Genomic DNA, 21,152 nt, shown 5'->3' with positions numbered 1-21,152 from the left:
AAAGAGACCTACCAAAATTAAAATGAGTAAAGTAAATATCAAGACATGCCTACAGACTATTTATTTTGCCACGTAGGTTTGCGCTTCTCTAAAAATGCTTGTACCCCTTCGCGCTGATCGTTGGTGTCAAACAATTTCACGAAAGCTTCGCGCTCATGGATAAGGTTTTGCGCAGGCGGAGTATTTCTAGCGGCTTGGATAAGTGTTTTAGAATAACTGACGGCAACGGGTGATTGCTTAGCGACTTTTTGCGCCAATGCTTGTGCTGCTTGTAGCCCTTCCCCTTTAGCAGCGAGTTCTTCAACCAAGCCGATACGTAATGCGGTATCTGCATCAACGCGCTCGCCGCACAATATCATGCGCTTTGCCCAACCTTCACCCACTAAAGCTGTTAGATTCTGTGTGCCACCCGCGCATGGCAATAAACCAACACCAGCTTCTGGTAAGGCCATCTGTGCATGTGCTTCTGCGATACGGATATCGCATGCCAACGCACACTCAAGTCCGCCGCCCATGGCATAGCCATTGATAACCGCGATACTGACACCGCGATAAGCCGACAACGCTTCAAACGCGTCGCCAAAAGCGATGGCCATGCTTATTGCTCGGCCTTTATCACCATCTGAAAAATTGTTTAAATCCGCACCCGCTGAAAAGAACTTCTCACCATCGCCATGAATAATTAAGGCATAAACATCATCATTGGCGTTAAGATCAGTCACCAGCTGCTTTAGCGCTGGCAGACTATCCATTGTCCATGTATGGGCTGGCGGGTTATTCAATGTCACAGTAGCAGTATGACCGTCAATCGATAACTTGAGATTGGTATAATCCGTCATAAATAGTCCTTTATTTTATCTGAATTTGGTATGGTTTATTGGTTAGGCGCTAGGTACAAAAGCTGCAGCTAATCATAGCTAAATCAGATTAGCTGACTAATGCAGTTAACGTAATTGATCCAACGCATCGTCCTGTAATAGCTGACGCGAGACAATCACTCGCATAATCTCATTGGTGCCTTCCAAAATCTGATGCACACGCAAATCTCGCACATGGCGCTCAAGTGGATATTCATTTAGATAGCCATATCCGCCGTGTAGCTGTAGTGCTTCATTGGCGACATCAAAACAAAGGTCAGTCGAGAGACGCTTTGCCATGGCGCAGTAGGTAGACGCTTGTCCATCATTGTTATCGACTTTACTAGCCGCCAAATACAGCATTTGCCGTGCAGTAATGGTTTGCGTCAGCATGTCAGCAAGCTTGAACTGTACTGATTGCAAGCTTGCAATCTGGCTACCAAATTGACTACGCTCCTGCACATAATTGGTTGCGGTCTCTAGCGCTGACTGTGCCGTACCAACTGCACAGATACCAATATTGATACGTCCACCATCTAAACCTTTCATAGCGATACGAAAGCCTTGACCTTCCTCGCCTATTAAGTTTTCTGCTGGCACTTTGACGTCTTTAAAGCTAATGGTTCGCGTTGGCTGCGCTTTCCAGCCCATCTTATGCTCATTTTTGCCATATTCAATACCAGCGCTATGCGCATCGATAACGAATGCTGAGATGCCTTTTGGCCCTGCGCCACCTGTCCGTGCCATCACTACCAAGACATCAGTCTCACCAGCACCGGAGATAAAGGCTTTTTCACCATTAAGCACATAATGGTCGCCTTGCTTATCAGCCTTGGTACGCAATGAGGCTGCATCAGAACCAGCATTAGCTTCTGTCAAGCAGTAGCTGCCCAGCCATTCACCGCTGACCATCTTCGGCAAATATTTTTTGCATAGGACATCACTACCATATTCACCGATCATCCAGCCTGCCATATTATGAATGCTCATATAAGCCGCCACGGACGTATCACCCCATGCCAACTCTTCAAAAACCATAGCAGAATCTAAGCGCGGTAATCCTAAACCGTCATAGTCTGGATTGGTATACAGTCCCAAAAACCCAAGCTCACCTGATTTTTTGATAACATCGACTGGGAAATGTGAGGTGCGATCCCACTCAGCGGCATTTGGCTTTAGCTCTTTTTGCGCAAACTGTCTGGCAGTTTGGCGAAAGGCAATTTGGTCGTCTGTCAATGAGAAATCCATAAGATCATCCTTGTGCTTGCAAAGCAAATATGGTGACTCAGGTTTGATGAGTCATTCGTTTAATATCGTTTATACAGTATAGCAGTGGCATAACGACCATCACAAAATTATGCTTTGATATTAAAAAACATATTAAATATGATTGGCGCTATACCACACGTATAGTGGATTAACGATTAAATTGAAATAGTGGTATTGACGCCGCGGCTCGCCTCATCATCAAACCAACGCGCAGTTACCGTCTTGGTCTGAGTATAAAACTGAACGGCTTGCTTACCATAAGGACCAAGATCACCAAGTTTGCTGGCACGTGAGCCTGAGAATGAGAACATTGGTAGCGGCACAGGAATCGGCAAGTTGATACCGATTTGACCGACCTGAATGTCTTGCTGGAATTTATGTGCAGCAGCGCCTGACTGGGTAAAGATAGCCGTACCATTACCATGTGGATTGGCATTAAGCAGCTCAATCGCTTCATCAAGGCTGGCGGCACGCATAATACAAAGCACTGGACCAAAAATTTCTTCTTTATAAATCTGCATATCGCTTGTGACATTATCAAAGATAGTTGGCCCGACGAAGTTGCCTTTTTCATAGCCTTCGACGGTGATACCGCGACCATCAAGCAACAGACTAGCGCCTTCTTCTACGCCCGTACCAATCAAATGCTCAACACGAGCCTTGGCGGCAGGAGAAATCAGCGGGCCTAAATCTTTATCATGCTTACCAGCTGAGACGATTAAGCCTTCTGCTTTGGCTTTAATGTCATCAATCCACTCACCAGCAGCACCGACTAACACCACGACTGACAACGCCATACAACGTTGACCAGCAGCACCAAAGGCGGCACCCGCTAGTTGATTAAGTGTTTGCTCTTTATTGGCATCAGGTAAGATAACGCCATGGTTTTTGGCACCCATCATACACTGGGCACGCTTGCCTGATTTGCTGGCACGCTCGTAGACGTGTTTGCCGACGTTGGTTGATCCAACAAAAGAAACCGCCTTGATATCGGGATGGTCACAAATAGCATCAACGGTCGCTTTGCCGCCATGTACCACGTTTAGCACACCTTCGGGTACGCCCGCTTCGACTGCCAGCTCCACCAAACGCATGGTGACCATTGGATCTTGCTCAGAAGGCTTTAAAATAAAAGTATTGCCCGTAGCAATCGCCATCGGGAACATCCAAAGCGGAATCATCGCTGGGAAATTAAAGGGTGTAATGCCTGCACAGACACCAAGTGGCTGCCAAATACTGTAGGTATCCACATCTGAGGCCACGTTTTCAACGAAATCGCCAACCTGTAAATTCGCAATACCTGCGGCATGCTCGACCACTTCTAGGCCACGGAATACATCACCACGAGCGTCTGCAATCGTTTTGCCTTGTTCAGCGGTCAAGATTGCTGCCAGTTCATCCATATGCTCACGGATCAACGCTTGGTATCTTAAAAAGATACGAGCACGAGTGGTAATCGGTGTTTTGCGCCAAGTCTGAAAAGCCGCTTGGGCAGCAGCAACGGCTTGATTGATTTCATCATCTGTGGTCTGCGGGACTTTAGCGATGACTTCTTGGGTGGCAGGATCGGTGATATCAATCCACTCGCTGGTATTAGAATCAACAAACTGGCCATTGATGAGCTGCTGAACGTGGTGCATAAGATATCCTTATCTTGTTTGCGAGACTACCGCGTAACGGTGTCTTTATAGTTATGAGGAGGATTAAAAATTCATAGGTTGCTACAAATCACGTTAATTATAAAATGATTTATTACGTATCGTTATTGACTATAACAATAAAACAATTTTAGGGTCAAGGGCTTTGTTGAAGTTTTAGTAAAGGAGTTCCTTCTAAAGAAAAATATCCTTGTTAGTATGGGCGCTGGTAAAAGTCTATTAGCCTTCCGAGTGGTATTTTTGACGGTAAATATGGACGCTAGACCTGAATGTTAGACATAAATGTCAGAAATTTATATCAGCCATTATTTATCGCTAACTTAAAAACGCAGAGTAAAATTTAAGAACAAAAAAAGCCCATGAGAGTCCATGAGCTCAAAGGTGAAATATGAGTAAAAAACAACATAAGTAGCAATATAAACAAATTTTATATATAAATTAAAGCGTTTACCTTGTTTCTAGGTAACAAACTATCATTCTACAAAGTATTAAAACGACCCAAACATTGTTCCTAAGGTAATCACTGTGATTAGTGCTATCAATGGGACTAGGACAGCCGTCACAAAGATATCTCTATAGGACTCTCTATGGGTGAGCCCACAAATAGCGAGCATGGTTATGATGGCCCCGTTATGTGGTAATGAGTCCAGCCCACCTGCCGCTAAAGAAGCGATACGATGCATCAGTTCAGGGTCAATATTATACTGCTCTGCTAATTGCATATAACTTGCGCCCATAATCTCTAAGGCAATACCCAACCCACCAGACGCTGATCCTGTGATACCCGCTAAAACATTAATCATGATCGCTTCAGATATCAATGGATTGCCTGGCGCAAACCCCATAAGGTACTGTTTGATAATGGCAAAGCCTGCAAGCGTCGCAATAACAGACCCATAGCCCACCTCTGATGCCGTATTAAAAATCGGCAGTAAAGATCCCATAGCGCCTTTGTTTAAACTTTCTTTTACACTGTCCATTTTTCTAAAATTAAATGCCATAACAAAAATACAGGCCAAAACCAACGATAGAATTATGGACCAAATACCAATGACCGAGCTTAGTTCTACCCCTCCAAATTTTTCATCAGCTAAGTAGCTGTTGCTCCACAAAGGTATTATGATCTTTGAAAAGACATAATTGCCTGATATGACGATGACAATGGGCAATAGTGCTAGCCAGAAATTGGGTATATCGTTGTTCGAAGGGCTGTCTTGTTCATTTAAAGTATGATTGCCATACCCTTCATTATTCACACGGGCAATACGAAGTTGGCGACTCATCCATAACATACCGCCACCCAGCATAATTATTGCGGCAATAATGCCTAATCCAGGGGCTGCAAACGCATCTGTCTCAAAGTAAGGCATGGGAATAGCGTTATGAATTGAAGGGGTACCCGGTAATGCGGTCATGGTCAGTGTTAAGGCACCAATACAAATCGCACCCGGTATCAATCTTTTGGGAATATTGACGTGTCTGAACAAAGCAGCGGCAATCGGGTATATGGCAAAAGTAACCACAAAAGCGGATACCCCGCCATAAGTAAGAATAGCGCAAGCCAATACCACCGATAGCATGGCATGCTTGTCTCCTAATCTTGTCACTAAAGTTTTGGCAATGACATAAGCATAGCCTGAGTCTTGCATCAGCTTGCCAAAAATAGCCCCGAGTAAAAATAAGGGAAAATACTTAACCGCAAAGCTGCCCATCCCCTCCATAAATATCTGGGTATACATTCCCATGCTTTGACTGCCAACGCCGCTTAGAACAACAGCTAAAATAGCAAGAACAGGGGCTAGTATTAAAACACTCACTCCTCGATAAGCAAAATACATTAACAATACCAAAGACAATACAATGGCAAAAATATCCATAACAGCAACTTCCTTTAACGCAAACGAATAAGTCGTAGAAATGCACTGGGTAAAATTGGGTATTCTCTTAAAGTGTGCCAGATATTCGACCATAGCTCCGACAGAGACTATTTTTGAATATCTAGCACACTCTAACCAATAAGACCTAGGGTGATTATTTTCTAATAATCTTTCATAGACTGCTTAATCGCATCAATCGCTGCTGGATTGTCGAGTGTTGACATATCTCCTGTGGGCTTGTTTTCGGCCAGCGCACGTATGGCACGGCGTAGTATTTTACCAGAACGGGTCTTTGGTACTGATTGCGGGAAATAAACCGCTGCTGGACGCGCAATGCCGCCAAGCGACTTGACGACTGCACCAATGATTTGTTGTTCAAGACGAAAGCGGTTTTCGGTTGTGGCCACTTGGGTGTGGTCTCTTAGCACACAAAACGCGATGGGTAACTCGCCTTTGAGCTCATCATGAATGCCCACAACAGCACACTCAGCCATCTCAGGATGGGTGCTAATCGCCTCCTCAATCTCTTGAGTACCAATCCGATGACCAGCGACATTGATGACGTCATCGGTACGGCCGAGGATATAAAAGCAACCATCCTCATCAGTTACGGCATAGTCTGATGTAGAGTACTCATTGCCATCAGCTAAACTAAAGTAGCTGCTAATAAAGCGCTCATCGTTGCGCCATACGGTTGTCAGGCAGCCAGGTGGTAGTGGCGCAGTAATTGCCAGCAAGCCTTTTTCGCCTGCAGCACAACGCTCGCCTGTTTTTTCATTGATCACATGCGCATCATAGCCATACATCGGATAACCAGGTGAGCCTTGTTTGTGCGGTTTATCATCAAATTTTGGGGTATTGCTTAGAATGGGCCAGCCGGACTCAGTCTGCCAGTAATGATCTAAAATAGGCACGCCCAGATGTTTCTTTAACCAATCTGCTGTGGACTGATCAAGCGGCTCACCGGCCAAAAAGAAAGATTTAAGACTAGAGACATCATAGCGTGTCATCCAAGTTTCATCTTGCTTTTTGAGCATACGCACACCTGTAGGCGCGGTGAAAAGAATATTCACCTTGTTGGCCTCAACGATACGCCACCAGATGCCCGGATTGGGACGATGCGGTAGACCTTCGTACATAACGCTGGTCATACCTGCCAGCAATGGCGCATAAATAGTATAAGAGTGACCCACTGCCCAGCCAATATCGGATATTGCCCAAAAGGTCTCACCAGCTTTACCATCATAAATATAGTCCATCGAGGTCGTTAACGCCACGGCATGACCGCCCGTGTCACGCTGCACTCCTTTTGGCGTACCAGTCGTACCAGAAGTATAAAGTAAATACGATGGGGTGTTGGACTCTAACCATACGGGATCAACGATGGCATTGGCCTCGCAGCTGATGCGGCGCTCAGTCGCATAATCGATATCTATCGCTTGCGCTGCAAAAGGTAAAATACCACGATCAACGACCAATACATGCTCAGGCTTGGCTGTCGCTTGCTCTACCCCTTGATTGACAAGGTTTTTGTAATTGATAACTTTACCACCGCGCAGACCAGCATCGACCGTGATGACCATTTTTGCCTCGGCATCATCCATACGAATGGCTAAATTGTGCGCGGCAAACCCACCAAATACCACTGAATGGATGGCACCGATACGCGCACAAGCCAACATGGCATAAGCGGCTTCCAGAATCATCGGCATATAGATGATGACTCGATCGCCCTCTCCAACACCATGACGTTGCAGCACATCTGCGAAGTAGTTGACCTCTTTATACAAGTCATTATAGGTTAGGCGACGCTTGGTATAGTCTGTATAGAACTCAACGTTATTGCCCAAATCGCTAAAAGCATCAGCCACGGTGGGAAAGGTTTCTATTAGCTCTTGATTAATCTCTGAGGACAGCCAAATAAAAGCATCTTGCTCAGCACGATCAGGCAGATGGCGATCGACGCAGTTATAGCAGAGATTGGTCTCACCGCCGACGAACCATTTAGCAAACGGCAAATTACTGTCATCAAGGATTTGTTCCGGCTCTTTATGCCAGTAGATACGTTTCGCTTGCTCTGCCCAGAATTGCTCGCGATCGTTGATAGAGCTGTTGTAAATATCAGCAAAGCTCGGGGTCTGAGTGGCTGGAGTTTGGCCATTTTCAGAAAGTTCGGTTGCCACTTGGTTGTTGATTGGGTCGCTCATAATAGCTGTCCTTAGCGTAAACAAGATATGATGCAATATAGTTTTGAATATAGTTGTGATAAACAATATCGTAATGAGGTACTGGTCATCCGTGCCAGAACTGAAAAACCGATACATAATGTATCGGTTTAAAATGTAGCAGAGCTAACAATAAAGGTCAACTGTTAAGCGTTTAATCTGTTCGATCATAATGAACATTTAAATACTTTAACAGCTAACGACTTTAGATAATGAGACACGTAAAGTTATACTTCGGTCTGATCAGCATACATCTCACGCATGACTTTTTTGTCATGCTTGCCTACAGAAGTTTTGGGCAATTCATCAACGAACTTGAACTGACTGGGCACACCATACTTAGGAATGATACCGCGCTCTACCGCTTTTTCAGCAATGGCTTTGATATCTTCGACTTTGGTCTCTTGAGCGTTAGGCTTGAGCACCACTAATGCCAATGGACGCTCACCCCACTGCTTATCACGAACGCCAATGACCGACACATCAGCCACTGATGGATGCAGCGACAAAATCGTCTCAATCTCCAATGATGAAATCCACTCGCCACCTGATTTAATCACATCTTTTAGACGGTCCGTGATTCTAATGTAGCCATCAGGGCGTACATAGGCGATATCCTGAGTATGCATATAGCCGTTTTCCCACAGCTCTTTGCCAGCGTCATCATTTTTTAGATAGCTCTGGGTCAACCACGGTGCGCGTAATACCAGCTCGCCAGTATTTTCTTCACCAGTGCCAACTGGCTCATTATTCGTACTCCATATCTGGGCGTCCACCATAACCACTGGTTTACCAGTCATACAACGGCGAGCGATGTCTTCTTCTTCCGTCATTTCTGGCTCGTTGAGGCTAAATTCTGTCAGGCTAATGAGCGGCGCTGTCTCCGACATACCGTAGCCCGTATAGACTTCGATATCTTGTGCCAATGCAGATTTTGCTAACCCTTCGGTCAATCTTGAACCACCAATGATCATTTTTAGACCATTAAAACTGGCACCTCGATCTTGCGCTTCTTTGAGTACCATTTGCAGAATCGTCGGCACACAATGGGTGATGCTAACTTTTTCGTTGATGATTAAATCGAGCAAAGTATCAGGCGCATAGCGTCCCGGATAGACTTGCTTGAGACCGACCATGGTCGCGGTAAACGGAAAACCCCATGCATGCACATGGAACATCGGCGTCATCGGCATATAAACGTCGCCGTTACTCACGCCTTGTTTGTTCGGCAACATACCCAGTGTGGCGGCCTCTGCCATACTATGTAGTACCAACTGACGATGACTAAAGAACACGCCTTTTGGATCGCCTGTAGTGCCTGAGGTATAAAAAGTCGTCGCAATCGTGTTTTCATCAAAATCTGGAAACTCAAAAGTGTCATCAGCGGCTTCTAGCAATGCCTCATACTCACCCGTTACGCGACTTTGGTTATCACCAAAAACGCCTTCTACCGTCATGCCGTTGTCATCTAGCCAAATAATATGCTCGATACTGGAGTTTTCAAACTGATAATCCTTCACCAGTGCGGCAAACTCAGAGTTCAGCATCAGCACTTTTGGTTTTGCATGATTGATGGTGTACAGCACCTTTTCTGGTGATAGACGGATATTGACGGTCTGCAAAATATACTGCGACATCGGCACCGCAAAGTAGGATTCTAAATAGCGATGGCTATCCCAATCCATGACGGCAACCACATCACCAGTAGCAAGATTCAGGTCGGCTAAAACATTGGCCAAGCGATTGATACGATTAAACAGATCTTTATAAGTGAAGCGCTTTTTATCTGCATAAACGATTTCTTGATCTTGTGAGACAGTTTTGGCACGGTTTAACAACTGCTTAATCAGTAATGGGAACTCATAAGCAGCTGGCGCACTGTGATAGATATTTGACATAAATCTGACGTCCTTGTTAATTATTTACAGTAATTTTAATGGCTATTAAAGGGTTTGAGGCGAACTGAAATTATTATTTTAATAAAAAATATGCTCGAAAAACCTTGTAATGATAGTAAGAAAAAACCTCAACCATGTAAAGGCTGCTTACGTAAGTATTAAGATAGTAGCTGTGATTTTTATGTCATATTTGACGGGCTATATATAGGTTAAGTGGTTCGGGGTTTGGTTTTTATCATGCCAAAACTAGCGACCGATAATGCCAATACTTGCACGAATAATAACAGCCATACGGTAAGTGACCATTGACCACGCGCGTACGCTATCCCGCATAGCCATGCCCCTAAGGTGCCGCCTGCATAATAGCCCATATAGTATAAGCCAGAAGCCAGTGAGCGACCTTTTTTGACATTGACCGCGATATAGCTAATTGTTGCCGCCTGAGTGACAAACACGCCAGAGGACATAATCGCCAGTCCTACGACAATACCCCAAAGTGGCGTCACCAGCGTCAATAACATCCCAAATATCGACACAATAACGGCCACCCGAACGGTTCGTGCTGAACCAAATCGACGTAGCAATGTAGAGGACAATGGCGTAATGACTACCCCAATCAAGTACACCGCAAAAATATTGGCCAGCGCACCCGTACCGAGCTCATATGGCGTGCCTGTTAAGTGCAAATTAATAAAGGTAAAACAGCCAACTAATGAGAATAATACACAAGCACCAAGCAAACAGGCAGTCACGACGTAACGATTGGTCAAATGCTCACCCAGCGTCTGTATCGCTGAGCGAAAGTTCGGATTGGCCTCAAAGTGACGCGATGAGGGTAGCATTTTACCGACCCAGAGCGCACCTATCAGCGTCATCGCTGCCATCACATAATAGCCGGCACGCCAGCCGATAAGCTCGTGTAAATGCCCGAGCAAAAACCGTCCCATAAAGCCGCCAAATACCGAACCTGAGACATAAAATGACATCAACTCAGTGACAGCCCGACCCTCAAACTCTTCTCCGATATAGGCAATGGTCACCACGGTAATACCGGGCACAGAGAGTCCTTGTATGAAGCGCCATATACCCATCCAACCAATGCTAGGGCTTTGCGCAATGAGCGCCGTCGGTATCGCTAAAAATAGCAAAGCACCAACGATAAATGACTTACGCCCGACCGCATCAGAGAGCATGCCCAAAAACGGTGACATGATGGCGATTGCCAACACGGTTGCCCCAACGATCATACCGGCTTGCACTTCAGTCGCCGCAAAATCTACCATCAGGACGGGTAGCACCGCTTGAATAGAATACACTTGTAAAAAAGCGAACATGCCAATCAAGCCAAAAGTGAGCTTTAAAACCCATGACGTTGAATGATTTGGTGAGACAGAAGGCTGTGGGACGGTATTTTGGGTCTGGTCGGTAGAATGATTCACAAGAAGGCTGACTTTATTGGTTATGCCACGACAGTGATACACACCTGTTATTGGCTTGGATGAGAGACGGGTGACAGAGCTATGTTCTAAACACGCTGCACAATAAATCTAGTTGCACGATAAATCCAGAAGGTAAGACAGTCTCTTTAAATGATACATTCATATCGTAAAGACAAGCGGTTTATGTTATCACATCAAGCCATATACTCAGTTCTAGATGTGTTATTGGCACTACATTAGCTTTGTTATTTAACCAATAGATACCGACGATTTTATGTCTATGATGCCCACGTCATCTATAGAAATTCACTTCTTTAAAGCAGCCTCGCTTTACCTTTTAAATTTGCACTGCTACCTAGTCGCATTCGATACCGTGCAGACAGCGCACAACTTTGACAATGACAAGATTAATGTCTACTATTGTTTTGCCTTAAGTATAAGATAAAACAATACAAATAAGCCGCTCAGCACAAGTACACGACTTTCACTTAAAAGAATATTTATCATGATAAAAAATGCTTGGCTTAAAAAAGCCACTATCACCATAGGCGCGCTGATTTTTTCTATGCCAACTTTGGCTGAAGTCAGCTTATCAGAAACCACGACTATTTCAGCAAACGAAGCATTACCCACAGTGCCAACATTACCAACATTACCAACATTACCAACATTACCAACATTACCAACATTACCAACAGTGCCATCAAACTGTATTGCTGATAGCGCAATCACAGCAGCGGCGCTTTCTGATACTCGTGATAACGGCCCCTTCTCTGTCAGTACCAAACACGTTGCGCGCCAATCAGCAAAGGGCTTCGGTGGTGGCACGATTCACTACCCAACCGATGCTATCGGTTGCGGCTTGTTAGGTGCTATCGCTGTGGTTCCAGGTTACGTGTCTTACGAGGCTGCTATCAAATGGTGGGGACCGCGTTTGGCTTCTTGGGGATTCGTCGTTATCACTATCGATACCAACTCTATCTATGACGATCCGAATAGTAGAGCTACTCAATTGAATGCCGCACTAGACCACATAATCGCTGATGATACCGTTGGCAATAAGATAGATCCTAAGCGATTGGGCGCTATCGGCTGGTCTATGGGCGGTGGCGGTGCGCTTAAGCTAGCAAAGGAGCGCAGCACAGTACGAGCCATTATGCCACTCGCACCCTATCATGACAAAAGCTATGGTGAGGTAAAGACACCAACTTTAGTCATCGCCTGCGAGCGTGACCGTATTGCCACTAATGAGAAATATACCAACGTTTTTTATCATAATGCCACCGGCCCCAAGATGAAAATTGAGGTGGACAATGGCAGTCATTTTTGTCCAACCTACCGCTTTAACGAGATACTGCTGAGTAAGCCTGGTATCGCGTGGATGCAGCGCTATATCAATAATGACACACGCTTCGATAAATTTTTATGTGCCAACGAAAACTACAGCAAAAGCCCACGTATCTCTGCTTATGATTATAAAGACTGTTCGTAAAGCGGTGTATAGGAATGGTGACATTTGCTTTAATTACTCCTTTATTTGCGTACTATTATGACTTAAGAAAACTTAATATGGCTTAAGAAAATTTAAATTTAGCGATGACTTTTAAACTGGCTATGACTTAAAGGAGACTGTCTACAATGAAAGACCAGATACATGATTTGGGTGCAGGTTTTTGGAATATTCGCGGCTCGTTCGTGAGACAAGGCATGATTGATATAGGCAATCAATCAGCATTGGTAAAATTATCCTCTGGAAAGTTTGTGCTGCTGGACAGTTATACGCTCACTGGGGAGGTCCGCGCGCAGGTGATGGCGCTGACCAATAATGGGCAGGACATAGAAGCGGTACTCAACGTGCATCCTTTTCATACGGTGCACTGTGCGCGAGTAGCAAAAGACTTTCCACATGCTCTATTTTATGGCAGTGCACGTCACCATAAGGAAGTGCCAGAAGTGAATTGGAGCGCAGATTACGTTGAAAGTACAGCGGTCGCCGAGCGTTATCCTGAGCTTAAATTTTCATTGCCAAAAGGCATTCACTATATTGCCCCTGATGACGCTGTGCACTCAAGCTCGCTTTTGGTATTTCATCCTGCCAGCCAAAGTCTGTATGTCGACGATACCATCGAGACCCCACCTTCGAAGCGATTTAATGCGGTACAAGCAAGTATAAACTTACATGCTACAACCATAAAAGCACTCAAAGATGAGCCAAATGCTGGCAAAGATTATTGTGATTGGGCCATCAACTTGGCGCATGACTGGCATGACGTGCGTAACTTTTGTAGTGCGCATTCAGGTTTGGTAGTGTTTGAAGAAGGTGAATTTGAAGCAGCGCTATTAGCAACTATTGACAGCGCCCGTCCTGAGCTTGAAAAAGCTTGCATGACTTAAACAAATCCAAGAAACAATAATAAATCACAAGCGTAAAAAAGCTATCAACATCAAAAAACGCTGAAAAAATATGGGTGGTTCATCACAATTTCTATTGAACTTATGGTGTCGATGGGATATTGCCGTCTTTGACATCTTTTTTATAACAGACTTTACGCCTGTCATACGTCATTATCCATATCTTGGTATTTACAGTTGCTTATATTTAGTGACTTAAACTTAGTGACTTATATTTAATTGCTTATATTTAGTGATTTACTGTTTTTATAGTCACCCATAACTACCCTATTAAATTGCTACACCTCATCATTGATCAATTAAGGAACAATATTTATGACAGACAAAATTATAGATTTAGGCTCAGGATTTTGGAACATACGCGGAACATTCCGTATTGGTGGCGTGCTAAATATCGGCACTCAATGCTCACTGGTCAAGCTGGCATCGGGACGCTTTATATTTTTGGACAGTTACGCCTTGACGGGTGACGTTCGAGATGAAGTCATGGCACTAACCAATAATGGTCAAGATGTCGAAGCGGTACTTAACGTTCATCCTTTCCACACGGTGAGCTGTGCACAAATGGCAAAAGACTTTCCGCAAGCCACTATGTATGGCAGCAGCCGTCATCATAAAAAAATGCCAGAGATTAAGTGGGCAGAGGATTTGGTTGAGAGCGAAGCGGTGGCACAGCGCTACCCTGAATTAAAATTTTCGTTATCTGAAGGTGTCCACTATATCTCGCCTAACGAGATGATCCATGCAGGTTCTTTATTGGCTTATCACCCTGCCAGCCAGAGCTTACACGTTGATGACACTTTTATGAGTCCCCCAATGAAATTACTAGAGGCAGTATTACCTGAGCTGATATTGCACCCTACTACCAAAAAAGCCCTCACAAACGAGCCAAATGCTGGTGCACACTATTGCGATTGGGCGACCAACTTGGCAAGTGAGTGGCGCGACGTTCGCAATTTCTGCGCAGCGCATTCTTATCTGGTTCGATTTAAAGAAGGTGAGTTTGAAAAAGCACTGCTAAAAGCCATTGATAAAGCACGTCCAAAGCTAGAAAAATCATAGCTTGTAACGTATTTTGACCGACGTATTTTGTGAAAAAAAGGGCTGCCATTCTGGTAGCCTTTTTTTATGTTTTGAGGTGGCTATAACCTCATCGAAATAACAAGGTCGCCAGCTCATCCTCATTATTGATGATATCTGCCAACGTATAACGCTCAAGCACGGTAATAAAAGCAGTGAGCGCTTCAAAAAACACCCCTTTTAATTGGCAGACTGGACTAATTACACAGCCCAAAGTAGGCGTCGGCGCTGATTCCGCTACCAAGGTGATGGGTAAGCCTATTGAATGAGGTTTTGTCTCGGTATTGGGCAACTGCGCGGCAAAACATTCTACCAACGCAAAATCTGGTTCAATTTGTTTAATCAATACGCCTAAGTTAATATCTTTTGGAGCGTAAGCCAACCGAATACCGCCATTTTTGCCACGGACGCTATCAATGTACCCGAGCTGACCCAGCTGATGAATAATCTTAGTTAAGTGGCTCTTAGAAATATGATAGCTGTCTGCTATGTCACTGATATTAGCCAATGAGTGCTGATCTGGCTTCACTGCTAAATAAATTAATGAGCGCAGTGCGTAGTCACTATAATTGGTTAATCGCATTGATTCACGCTCCTGTCTGTTTTGAGAGTATTAAAATTTTACGGTTTCAACATTGATGAGCTAAAGCACATTACCCAAATAAGCCGTCTGGTCTCGGTCGTGTCAGCATCGGCAAATAACTGATGCAAAATAATACAAAGCAAGCAATCCACGCGCTTTGAGCCACCATAATCCATGCTAGATAATGACTCATATCGACCAGCGGTAATAGCACTCGGCTGATAAATACCAATACCATCAAACCGTACATAACGTTTACCGTTTTTGGTGGCTGATGAATACTGCGACTCGTATGTCCAAGCGATACTCTAGTCATCATCGCCACGGTCATCATACCAACACCAGCAATTGCCAGTCCATGCATAGCGATGCTGTGCGGATAACCTAGCCAAGGCTGTAATGCATACAATAAGAAACTCAGACACATTCCTAAAAACGCAATATACAATGACCACAACAATGGCTTTTGCCAAATACCGCGATTATACCATCCTAGTAAACGAATGATATTGACCACGGCTACGCCAAGTGCTGTGATCGTCAGCAAGTACTTATTAGGATAAAACAAATCAGCCATAAAAAAAGCGAACAAAAAAGCCAAGCTGGCAATATCTTGAGTCTTACTATTTCGTAGCGTTACATTGTCTGTACCACCCCCACTTAATCCGCGCTCAATAAAGAAAGGAACTACCCGTCGCCCGATGGTCAATACCAGACCAATGATTAAGTAAAAGCCTAGATATATACCTACTCTGGTAATGGCCATATCAGCACTAATAATGCCCCAATAGCACAGCCCGTTGCCCAGTGTTAATAGCGCCAGCTTTGCCAAAATTCCCATTTGTTTGTATTGCTTAACTTGTAGCACTGCACGACATATGACAAAGGCCATCGCTCCGATGAACAACATATCAAATAGTGCCGCTGCATATAGTAACCACACACTACTCCCCGCAATAGCGACACCAAGCCCAAAAGCCAACCATCCTAAACGCGCCAGCAACCAACAAGTAAAGATTGCCAGTAGCGAATAACCATGCGGCATCATCACCCCTGTCCAAGTCTTCACCGCGGTTAGCAAAAACCCAGCAATCACTGCGAGTGCATAACCATAAATCATCTCGTGACCATGCCAATACAACGGATTCAATACCTGTGCATCGATTTCCGTGTGACCAGTGAACACAAACGCCCATAGCAGCATCGTTACTACGGCAAATAGCGCAGCTGCACTAAAAAATATGCGAAAGCTCAAATTAAGGATAGGATGCGGAGAGCTTGGTGGTTTGCTAGGTAACGTGATAGATTGCATAGCCATCTTCTTAGAGGAATATAGATGGCTTTAATTATAACATTCATTTTAAATGAACTTTACTAATCTTTAGTCTAACTATTAAATACTTTACTCACCGAAATGCGGCGCCTGCGGAAATCCCTCAAATCAACGTCCCAAGTATAAAAATAGAGAAATCAAGCTGGCTGTTCTTTAGCTAGTATTTGGCCATGATTTAGTCAATACCACTTACAACTGTAATGCCGCAATGACTAACGATATGACCACTATCGTCGTGACATACTTCCTCACTTGAAAGTATGTATGACTGATAATCTGCGCTCGATGCAGACTATAATCGATAACTAGCAGGCTCATAAAACCAATCACTAATAGCCAAATAAAACTACTGGCGGATAAGCTCAAAAAACCAAGCCAAAGGCCAAGCGCAATGACATTGCTATACAGTGGAAGCCTAACAGCCCACTTATTGCCATCAGCTAAATCTAAATGATTGCCCCAATGTGCACCTGCCATAAACGATGCAATCACTAGACCATAAGCACTCAATATATTGGCTACTGAGCCAAGTATAGGCACGGTAACAACGTCTATCATCAGCAAAAATGCACAGGCTATAAATGGAATCGTACCTGCAAAAGTTAGATAAGGACTGGGCTTTTTCATTGTTTAAACCTATCTTATGATTAGTCTAATAATAGTTCTTACTGGTTGATTGGTGGTTTTCAATATACATTAATCACTCTTTTGAGTGTTGCCTTGCCACTGACGGACAAACTCACCGTTTGGATCGTATTGCTGGGTCTGCTTGTCGAGATTAAACTGTCTGCATCCTCTTGGATCAGCACCCACGCCTGCCAGATACTGCCAATTACCCCAATTGCTACCAACATCGTAATCAACAAGATGTTGCTCAAAGTAAGCTGCCCCGTAACGCCAATCAAGCCCTAGCTCATGGATAAAGCAGCTAGCAACCAGTTGTCGCCCGCGATTCGACATATAGCCTGTCGTACTCAATTGATTCATGCAAGCGTTGACGATAGGATATTGTGTTGTACCACTCTTCCATTGTGCTAACAAATTTTCGTCCAATTGGGTTGATGGCGCGTACTGAGCGATACCTTTGAACCAAAATAACTTTTGCTGATGGGTGACAGCATACCAGTAGAAATACTCACGCCACAGCAGCTCAAACCATATCCAGTAAGTAGAGTCATTTTCGATGATATCGCGCTCATAGCGACGTAGACGATTCAATACTGTGTTTACAGACAGCGAGCCGTTTGCAAGCCAAGCGGAGAACTTCGTAGAATGTGTCCAGTCATCTAGCGCGTTTCGGGTTGTTTTATAAGTGCTGGGTGCATCGGAATCGAAATAAGCATCTAAGTGCTTGAGGCCATTTAACTCACCACCTCTAAAACTGGATAGCTGCTGTGATGGCTTATCATGCCCTGCCTCATTAGACAACTGAGATTCAAAAAAGTACTCGTCCCTACTCTGCATATTTTCAGGCAATGGAGCAAGTGATTCTGGCGTTAGATAAATAGCTATATCTTTTTCTGCATGCAGCAAATCATAATCAGTTTCTATTTGTTTACGAAACTGCGTAAAACTTTTGGGCAGGCTCTCTAGCGGTAACTCGTCAAACAAAGTCGCTGTTGTCTGGATATGCCAATGTATCTCGGGATGCTTCGCCTGTATAAGGTCATATACTTTGTTTTGATTATAATCTGCCGTCTGACTGATGCAGATATCTGTCACTTGTTGCTGCTCTATTAGATCACTCAACTGAGTAAAGACGTCCAATGCTTCTTCGCCTTTCTGTAAATACAGCAACCTATTACCACGCTGTATCAGTGACGCATTTAAATCAGCCAAGCTCTCATGTAGAAACTGCTGGCGGGCTTGACCAATAGCGTCATAACGATAGGCATCGTAATGGTCTTTACTATCTAATATATCTGTCAACGATGACGCATAAACTAGCAATAATTTGCCTTTAGTGGATATTTCAGACGCTTTTAATAAAGTGGCATTATCCGCCACTCTCAAGTCATTATGAAATAGTACCAATGTGACATTGTTGTTCTCTGAGTTGTTCTCTGAGTTGTTCGCTGATTGATTTGACATACCCTATCCTTCTGGCTGTTTAGCGCTTATTTTAGTCTTTAACCTTGAAATATCGTATACAGTGTAGAACATACTTAGGGCGTGTTGAACATTCGACCATGGCTCTGACAGAGACTATTTTTTAGACAGTTCGACGTTAAAAATAGTAAGTTTAGTCATTCTAAGCGTGTATCTTTAACAATGAAATGGCACAAAATAGTTCTGTCTCTTTGAGCTGATGCTAAAACTGCCCCCCAGATCTATATAAGCAGTGCGTTGTAAACCTAGTTAAGGCATGAGCATTACCGTCGTTTTACGCCTTGTCTGAAACAGTTTTAGCATCAGCAGTGCCTATTTGTGAATGTTCAACACGCCCTGGCATTCAACTTTGATGCTAATCTAATACTTGTAAGGCAATGCGCTCAGCCCCAGAAACCACTTATAAGCATTGACTCTCATATGTCTGACTGCTTAAATGGCTTACCTCTAGGAGAACACCATGACTCAAAATAATACTACGACTGAAGAAAATAAATCAGATGAAAAGCGTAAACTTATTAATCGATTTTTGATGAGACTGACAAAAGAGCAGCCTCAAATGTATTACGCGACCACCTCTGAGATATCGCGGAGTATTCATACGATGATAAAAGAACATACCAATCGCTTGTCGGTAGAAGAACAAGCACTGGTAAGACGCATGACTATTGAAGAGATTGAAGGATTACTGGGCTTTCATGCTAGATAAGAGATTGACTAACTTTCAAATACATCATTCTCAGTAAGCTGCCAAATATCACAAAAAAAGACCGCTATCAAAGCGGTCTTTTTTATTAGCTATAAGCTAGATTTAATAGCTAACTTAAGACAATTAGAACGGATATTCACGTGGCTCATTTTGCATTGAGATCCAATGTGTTCTAGTGAATTCTTCTAGTACCCACTCGCCATTGAAGCGACCGATACCTGAGTTTTTCTCACCACCGAATGGCGTATTGCTTTCATCATTGACCGAGATGTCATTGATGTGGGTCATGCCAGCTCTGATACCGCGAGCGAAACGCAGACCTTTTTGCATATCAGCAGTGAACACCGCACTAGACAGACCGTACATAGAATCATTGGCGATCGATAGTGCATCGTCTTCGTCTTTAGCACGAATGATACCGACCAGTGGTCCAAACACTTCATTACGTGATAGATCCATTTCGCGAGTGACTTCGGTAAAGATGTGCGGTGGTACGACTTGGCCTTCAATCTCGCCACTTAGTATCATTTTTGCGCCTTCTTCCTGCGCTTTAGCGATTTTTTCTTTGAGCGATTTGACTTGTTTTTCGTTGATGATTGGGCCAACAGCGGTGTCTTGCTTATTAGGGTCTCCAACGTTCAATGTTTTGACATGCGCTAAGAAACGCGCTACGAAATCATCATATATCTCGTCTTCTACGATGACTCTGTTAATCGCGATACAGATTTGACCTTGATGCAAGAATTTACCAAAGGCAGCCGCTTTTACTGCTTGTTCGATATCAGCATCTTTTAGTACGACGAACGGACTGTTACCGCCAAGCTCAAGCGCCACTTGTTTAATGTACTCACCGCCGTTCGCTAACTCACCGATATGTTTACCCACTGAGGTCGAACCTGTAAACGACACTAGGCTTGGCGCTTTGTGTTCAACGATTGCATCGCCTATCTCGCTACCTGAGCCGACCACTACGTTTAATAGACCTTTTGGCAGACCTGCTTCTTCAAATACTTTGGCCAATAGCAAACCACCTGTCACTGGCGTATCGCTAGCAGGCTTGAGTACCACTGCGTTACCAAGCGCTAGGGCTGGTGCGATAGAGCGCTGAGTCAAATGTAGCGGAAAGTTCCATGGGCTAATAACTGCTACGACACCGATAGGCTCACGATAAATAAAGTTTTCTTTACCAGGCGTGTTCGATGGACGAATCTCACCATGTACACGGTTAGGGAACGTCGCTGCTTCAAGGGTAATCGCACGCGTCGCACTGAATTCGACCATCGCTTTGATACGTGTGCTGCCCGACTCTTTGATTAGCCAATCAACGATTTCTTCTTGGCGCTGATCCAGTATGTTGACCACTTTATATAACACTGCGGCTCGCGTTGCAGGCGTTTGCTTAGCCCATGCTTCTTGAGTTTGGCTCGCAGCATCGTATGCTTCATTAAGCTGATCCTTGGTCGCTTGCTGAATTTCTACGAGCGTATCGCCATTATAGGGATTGGTATTAGTATTGCTGCTGTCGTCCTTACCTGTTTGCCATTCACCAGCGATGAACTGCAAATGGAAGTCAGTATATGCACTGGTAGTTGTATTGTTGGTTGACATAATTAGCCTTATTTTTGGTTTGTTGTGCTGAATATTTATTTTCGATTATTTGAATAAAATTATTAAGTCGGAGATATCTCAATTAAAAGCATATC

16 protein-coding genes are annotated in these 21,152 nt (G+C 44.1%); 4 read left to right on the top strand and 12 right to left on the bottom strand.

Annotated elements, in window-relative coordinates; genetic code table 11:
* Window positions 1-56: 56 nt before the first annotated feature.
* The 7 genes from ACMFL8_RS05655 to ACMFL8_RS05625 form a co-directional block, all read right to left on the bottom strand.
* Window positions 57-839: an enoyl-CoA hydratase gene (locus ACMFL8_RS05655; protein WP_210540662.1), complete on the bottom strand. Its 783-nt coding sequence runs from the start codon at window positions 837-839 to the stop codon at window positions 57-59.
* A gap of 105 nt (window positions 840-944) precedes the next feature.
* Window positions 945-2,105: an acyl-CoA dehydrogenase family protein gene (locus ACMFL8_RS05650; protein ID WP_010201119.1), complete on the bottom strand. Its 1,161-nt coding sequence runs from the start codon at window positions 2,103-2,105 to the stop codon at window positions 945-947.
* 176 nt (window positions 2,106-2,281) lie between these two features.
* Window positions 2,282-3,766: a CoA-acylating methylmalonate-semialdehyde dehydrogenase gene (locus tag ACMFL8_RS05645; protein ID WP_189584786.1), complete on the bottom strand. Its 1,485-nt coding sequence runs from the start codon at window positions 3,764-3,766 to the stop codon at window positions 2,282-2,284.
* A 506-nt stretch (window positions 3,767-4,272) separates the two neighbouring features.
* Window positions 4,273-5,661, bottom strand: a complete 1,389-nt coding sequence (locus ACMFL8_RS05640) for a GntP family permease (protein ID WP_413190321.1) — start codon at window positions 5,659-5,661, stop codon at window positions 4,273-4,275.
* A 161-nt stretch (window positions 5,662-5,822) separates the two neighbouring features.
* Window positions 5,823-7,868, bottom strand: a complete 2,046-nt coding sequence (locus ACMFL8_RS05635; RefSeq protein WP_413190320.1) for a propionate--CoA ligase — start codon at window positions 7,866-7,868, stop codon at window positions 5,823-5,825.
* Window positions 7,869-8,113: 245 nt separating this feature from the next.
* On the bottom strand, window positions 8,114-9,784 hold the full coding sequence (locus ACMFL8_RS05630) for a fatty acid--CoA ligase (RefSeq protein ID WP_413190319.1): 1,671 nt from the start codon (window positions 9,782-9,784) through the stop codon (window positions 8,114-8,116).
* 209 nt (window positions 9,785-9,993) lie between these two features.
* Window positions 9,994-11,127, bottom strand: a complete 1,134-nt coding sequence (locus tag ACMFL8_RS05625) for an MFS transporter (RefSeq protein WP_210540830.1) — start codon at window positions 11,125-11,127, stop codon at window positions 9,994-9,996.
* A 601-nt stretch (window positions 11,128-11,728) separates the two neighbouring features.
* Here ACMFL8_RS05625 and ACMFL8_RS05620 point away from each other — a divergent pair.
* From ACMFL8_RS05620 to ACMFL8_RS05610, 3 genes are all read left to right on the top strand, one after another.
* Window positions 11,729-12,715: a dienelactone hydrolase family protein gene (locus ACMFL8_RS05620; RefSeq protein ID WP_413190318.1), complete on the top strand. Its 987-nt coding sequence runs from the start codon at window positions 11,729-11,731 to the stop codon at window positions 12,713-12,715.
* A gap of 146 nt (window positions 12,716-12,861) precedes the next feature.
* Entirely contained in the window at window positions 12,862-13,617 is a 756-nt protein-coding gene (locus ACMFL8_RS05615) for a hypothetical protein (protein WP_413190317.1), read from the top strand.
* Between the two features lie 333 nt (window positions 13,618-13,950).
* Window positions 13,951-14,697, top strand: coding sequence for a hypothetical protein (locus tag ACMFL8_RS05610; RefSeq protein WP_194619932.1), 747 nt, complete (start codon window positions 13,951-13,953; stop codon window positions 14,695-14,697).
* 88 nt (window positions 14,698-14,785) lie between these two features.
* On the opposite strand, the gene ACMFL8_RS05605 is transcribed toward ACMFL8_RS05610, so the two are convergent.
* From ACMFL8_RS05605 to ACMFL8_RS05590, 4 genes are all read right to left on the bottom strand, one after another.
* A complete protein-coding gene (locus ACMFL8_RS05605; RefSeq protein WP_194619934.1) occupies window positions 14,786-15,298 on the bottom strand; it encodes an Rrf2 family transcriptional regulator in 513 nt (170 codons plus the stop codon).
* A 70-nt stretch (window positions 15,299-15,368) separates the two neighbouring features.
* On the bottom strand, window positions 15,369-16,610 hold the full coding sequence (locus ACMFL8_RS05600; RefSeq protein ID WP_413190316.1) for an NnrS family protein: 1,242 nt from the start codon (window positions 16,608-16,610) through the stop codon (window positions 15,369-15,371).
* 210 nt (window positions 16,611-16,820) lie between these two features.
* Window positions 16,821-17,258, bottom strand: a complete 438-nt coding sequence (locus ACMFL8_RS05595) for a DUF3429 domain-containing protein (protein WP_413190315.1) — start codon at window positions 17,256-17,258, stop codon at window positions 16,821-16,823.
* Window positions 17,259-17,327: 69 nt separating this feature from the next.
* Window positions 17,328-18,722: a DASH family cryptochrome gene (locus ACMFL8_RS05590; protein ID WP_413190314.1), complete on the bottom strand. Its 1,395-nt coding sequence runs from the start codon at window positions 18,720-18,722 to the stop codon at window positions 17,328-17,330.
* Between the two features lie 478 nt (window positions 18,723-19,200).
* Between ACMFL8_RS05590 and ACMFL8_RS05585 the strand changes: the two genes are divergently transcribed.
* On the top strand, window positions 19,201-19,449 hold the full coding sequence (locus tag ACMFL8_RS05585) for a hypothetical protein (RefSeq protein WP_010201084.1): 249 nt from the start codon (window positions 19,201-19,203) through the stop codon (window positions 19,447-19,449).
* A 123-nt stretch (window positions 19,450-19,572) separates the two neighbouring features.
* Here ACMFL8_RS05585 and ACMFL8_RS05580 read toward each other — a convergent pair whose 3' ends face one another.
* Window positions 19,573-21,057, bottom strand: a complete 1,485-nt coding sequence (locus tag ACMFL8_RS05580) for an aldehyde dehydrogenase family protein (RefSeq protein ID WP_210540675.1) — start codon at window positions 21,055-21,057, stop codon at window positions 19,573-19,575.
* Window positions 21,058-21,152: the final 95 nt, after the last annotated feature.

It is taken from the genome of Psychrobacter sp. AT9 (assembly GCF_047272965.1).
Lineage (GTDB): Bacteria > Pseudomonadota > Gammaproteobacteria > Pseudomonadales > Moraxellaceae > Psychrobacter > Psychrobacter glaciei.
Note: the sequence above shows the minus strand (reverse complement) of the source record. Positions and strands in the feature narration are given on the sequence as shown.

What these genes read in the sequence shown, in the direction of transcription:
- ACMFL8_RS05640 (WP_413190321.1), bottom strand. Translation starts at nt 5,661, where the DNA reads ATGGATATTTTTGCCATTGTATTGTCTTTGGTATTGTTAATGTATTTT.
- ACMFL8_RS05615 (WP_413190317.1), top strand. Translation starts at nt 12,862, where the DNA reads ATGAAAGACCAGATACATGATTTGGGTGCAGGTTTTTGGAATATTCGC.
- ACMFL8_RS05635 (WP_413190320.1), bottom strand. Translation starts at nt 7,868, where the DNA reads ATGAGCGACCCAATCAACAACCAAGTGGCAACCGAACTTTCTGAAAAT.
- ACMFL8_RS05590 (WP_413190314.1), bottom strand. Translation starts at nt 18,722, where the DNA reads ATGTCAAATCAATCAGCGAACAACTCAGAGAACAACTCAGAGAACAAC.
- ACMFL8_RS05585 (WP_010201084.1), top strand. Translation starts at nt 19,201, where the DNA reads ATGACTCAAAATAATACTACGACTGAAGAAAATAAATCAGATGAAAAG.
- ACMFL8_RS05605 (WP_194619934.1), bottom strand. Translation starts at nt 15,298, where the DNA reads ATGCGATTAACCAATTATAGTGACTACGCACTGCGCTCATTAATTTAT.
- ACMFL8_RS05620 (WP_413190318.1), top strand. Translation starts at nt 11,729, where the DNA reads ATGATAAAAAATGCTTGGCTTAAAAAAGCCACTATCACCATAGGCGCG.
- ACMFL8_RS05650 (WP_010201119.1), bottom strand. Translation starts at nt 2,105, where the DNA reads ATGGATTTCTCATTGACAGACGACCAAATTGCCTTTCGCCAAACTGCC.
- ACMFL8_RS05600 (WP_413190316.1), bottom strand. Translation starts at nt 16,610, where the DNA reads ATGCAATCTATCACGTTACCTAGCAAACCACCAAGCTCTCCGCATCCT.
- ACMFL8_RS05595 (WP_413190315.1), bottom strand. Translation starts at nt 17,258, where the DNA reads ATGAAAAAGCCCAGTCCTTATCTAACTTTTGCAGGTACGATTCCATTT.
- ACMFL8_RS05580 (WP_210540675.1), bottom strand. Translation starts at nt 21,057, where the DNA reads ATGTCAACCAACAATACAACTACCAGTGCATATACTGACTTCCATTTG.
- ACMFL8_RS05630 (WP_413190319.1), bottom strand. Translation starts at nt 9,784, where the DNA reads ATGTCAAATATCTATCACAGTGCGCCAGCTGCTTATGAGTTCCCATTA.
- ACMFL8_RS05645 (WP_189584786.1), bottom strand. Translation starts at nt 3,766, where the DNA reads ATGCACCACGTTCAGCAGCTCATCAATGGCCAGTTTGTTGATTCTAAT.
- ACMFL8_RS05655 (WP_210540662.1), bottom strand. Translation starts at nt 839, where the DNA reads ATGACGGATTATACCAATCTCAAGTTATCGATTGACGGTCATACTGCT.
- ACMFL8_RS05610 (WP_194619932.1), top strand. Translation starts at nt 13,951, where the DNA reads ATGACAGACAAAATTATAGATTTAGGCTCAGGATTTTGGAACATACGC.